The following is a 1,892-nucleotide window of genomic DNA, read 5'->3' as shown; positions in this document are numbered from 1 at the left end:
GCGCCCGCCCTGCGCGCACGGTGACCGGGTCGGTCAGGCCCTGACGCTGACGTTCCACAGATTCTGGCCGACGACCCCGGGTTGACCGTCGTTCACCCGGGTGAGGTACGAGTACAGCGCGGCGATGCCCTGCGACTGCGGTCCGAACTTGCCGTCGACGGTGAGTACGAAGCCCTTCTGGCGCATTCTGTCCTGCCAGACGAAGGCCTCCGGGCGGACGTCGTCGCTGAGGGACGCGTCGAGGACCGTGCCCCTGAACGAGCCGTCCCCCATCTCCCGGCGAGCCCGGTCCAGCGTCATGGGGGGTTCCACCGGGGTGATGGCCTGCTGGATGACGTCGCCAGAGCCGCCCGGGACACTGGCCGGGCCGTTGTTGGTCAGGCCCATCTTGACCGAGCAGGACGGCCATGGCTGCCAGCCCCGCTGGTTGTAGAGCTTCGCGGCCGCCTCGTCCTGCGTGGCGGGCGACGCCTGGTACGGCCGGCCGGAGTACCCGAGCCCGTGCCAGGTCCGGTCGTCGAACTGGTAGGCACCGGAGAAGCCGTTGCCGGTGTTGATCGCGTAGTTGCCGCCGGACTCGCACTGGCGGAGCTTGGTGAAGTCATCGGCGGTGGCCGCGCCCGCCGGAGCCGCGGTGACCGCGAGGCCGCTGCCGACGATGGCCGTGACCGCGCCGGTGGTGCGCAGGATGCGACCGGCGGGCGATGGGGCCTGCGGTGCTCGATGTCTGCCGCCACGACGCCCAGAGGGCATGTTCGTCCAATCCCGTCGCCTGCGGGGTGAGCTGTCGGGTGCGGGCTGGGATGGCCCGGCCGGAGGATCCGACCCCGGGTGGCGAGTAGGAACCGCTCTCCACCATGGACCGGGATGCACCGGCTTTACCCCAAGGACGCTGCTTGCGGCGCCCGAAATGTGGGTCCCCCACTCCTGCCCGCTGCGGTTGATGTTCGTTCCGGCCGCTCGCACGGGGGCAGGACTCGGCGTCCGTCCGGGCGGCCTCGCCGACGAGGCGAGTGAGCGGCACTCTAGCGAGAACCGCTCATGGAGCGCAAACCGGGGTGGTCCGGAGTAACCAGTGAGGATCGCGCGAATCGTGCCACTTCCGTACAGGTTCCGCAGGTGGCTCGCTGGTCCTGCTGTTCCTCGCCGGCCTTGCCGAAGATCGGCTCTGCCGAAGATCGGCCCTGCCGGAGGCCGGTCAGGGTGTGGTCCGGGTGATGTTGGTGGTGGGTTGCACGGGCCAGCCCGTACGGGCCGTCAACCGGAGATCGTCCGGAGGCCGGTCGGGCCGGCCCGTCGTCGAGGTGAGATCCCCTGACCGGTGTCGCCGGGGTGGGATGTCCGGTTGCCGCGGCGGTCGTCCCCCGTCGCGGGAGCGGAGTGAAGAGATCAGCTGACGGAGCTGACGGAGTGAATGGATCAGCTGATAGAGCTGATGGAGCTGATGGAGCTGATGGAGAGGATCAGCTGAAGGTGGCCCGCCAGGTCGCCGGGCCGACGATGCCGTCGACGGCGAGTCCCTTGGCGGCCTGCAGGGCGCGGGCGACTGCGGCGGAGCGTGGTCCGTAACGGCCGTCGATCGTGATCGGATACCCCAGATGGTTGACGCGGGCCTGCCAGGCCCGCACGTCGTCGCGTACCTGCCTGGCCAGTGCGGTCGTCAGGTTACGGGTGAATACGGGGGTGCTCACGGAGATGGGGCTGACCGTCAGCTCACTGCGTTCCGCCGTGCGCGACGCCTGGCCCGAGGAGCTCGACGAGCCGCCCGCGAGCTGGTCGGCGCCCATCCCGCGGCCACAGGTCGGCCACTGGCCGAAGCCGGACCGCCGGGCGAGCTTGAGTGCGGCCTCGTCCTGGACAGCCCGGGGAGCCTGGTGCGGCAGACCGCTGTA

General features: G+C 70.4%; 2 protein-coding genes and 1 riboswitch. Both genes read right to left on the bottom strand.

The window, feature by feature from the left end; translation table 11 throughout:
* Window positions 1–33: 33 nt before the first annotated feature.
* Window positions 34–753 carry a transglycosylase family protein gene (locus tag ACY45C_RS04635; RefSeq protein ID WP_462186404.1) on the bottom strand — a complete coding sequence of 240 codons (720 nt, stop codon included), beginning with the start codon at window positions 751–753 and terminating at the stop codon, window positions 34–36.
* 2 nt (window positions 754–755) lie between these two features.
* A riboswitch (cyclic di-AMP (ydaO/yuaA leader) is annotated at window positions 756–952 on the bottom strand.
* A gap of 511 nt (window positions 953–1,463) precedes the next feature.
* On the bottom strand, window positions 1,464–1,892 hold a 429-nt coding region (locus ACY45C_RS04630), incomplete at its 5' end, for a peptidoglycan-binding protein (RefSeq protein ID WP_462186403.1).

It is taken from the genome of Frankia sp. CcWB2 (genome assembly GCF_977927585.1).
Note: the sequence above shows the minus strand (reverse complement) of the source record. Positions and strands in the feature narration are given on the sequence as shown.

Bases quoted from the DNA above. Each gene is read 5' to 3' on its own strand.
- ACY45C_RS04635 (WP_462186404.1), bottom strand. From the start codon at position 753: ATGCCCTCTGGGCGTCGTGGCGGCAGACATCGAGCACCGCAGGCCCCA.